The sequence below is a fragment of the Alteromonas sp. a30 genome (assembly GCF_026788005.1).
Taxonomy (GTDB): domain Bacteria; phylum Pseudomonadota; class Gammaproteobacteria; order Enterobacterales; family Alteromonadaceae; genus Paraneptunicella.
The window spans coordinates 1-888 of the sequence record NZ_JABEPE010000082.1 but is presented as its reverse complement, the minus strand read 5'-3'; the positions used below and the strand labels follow the sequence as shown (position 1 = coordinate 888).

General features: G+C 49.8%; 2 protein-coding genes. Both read right to left on the bottom strand.

The window, feature by feature from the left end:
* On the bottom strand, window positions 1–490 hold a 490-nt coding region (gene gpM, locus HJG39_RS19280), incomplete at its 3' end, for a phage terminase small subunit (protein WP_268412050.1).
* The coding region (locus HJG39_RS19275) for a P2 family phage major capsid protein (protein ID WP_268412048.1) at window positions 490–888 on the bottom strand (399 nt) is incomplete at its 5' end. The genes gpM and HJG39_RS19275, both read right to left, overlap by 1 nt.

The window sequence follows — 888 nt, the reverse complement described above, 5'->3', positions numbered from 1 at the left end:
CGGTGAGCGCCAGCACATGCAGCAAATGTTCAGTCATTTTGCCGTGATTATCGGGCGTTTCGTCACTTGCTTCGCTACAATGCATCATGGCGTATTCGGCCATTTCTTCTGCAATCAAGGTGGCGGTGTCGCGCTTGAAACGCTCCGGCATGGCTAAGTCGTGTTCAATGGCATAATCAGCAATCTCGATAGCACCTTCTACATCGCCAACGTCAATGCGCCACATCATCACCGTCATTAATACATCGTCTTGCGCGCCTGCGTTAGCTGCAATAATGCCATCCACATAACCGCTGTATTGGGCTAACAGCTCGGCTTTTACGCTAACGCGCCGCTCAATGCTTTGAATTTGGGAAAGTTGGCGCTGGTGAGTGATTAACTGAGCCAGCATTAATTCATAGTGACTGGCGTTATCGTCAATGGCATCGTGGCTGAGCAAGGCGTGTTTTTCCGCGAGCTTTTTGTGTTTGTGATTACGTGCAATGCTCATTAGTGCCAGCCTCCGTTACCATCGGGAACCAGAATATTTTCGTTAAAACAAATCAGGTCGTAATCTTCAATCACGTAGTCTTCATTGACTGATTGAAAATCTTCTACGCGGTCGCGCTCGGGGTTGTCTTTAATATGACGGCGGCGGCTGCCTTCTTGATAGTAAATACTGAGGTTATCTAGGCGCGTGACCGCAAAGGCGCGGGCCGGAAAAAACGGCACTCGCACCGCATTCATGCCGCCCACTTGTTTGTTGCTGATGATCATATCTAGCGCATTGCGCTCGGTGGGTGCATCGTTGTCGTTGACCAAGGCGAGGTATTTATCGGCAAGCAATTGGCGGCCCATAATCACCACTAAGTCGGGGTCGTCTTGATACCACTCTGCAATCATTTCGTT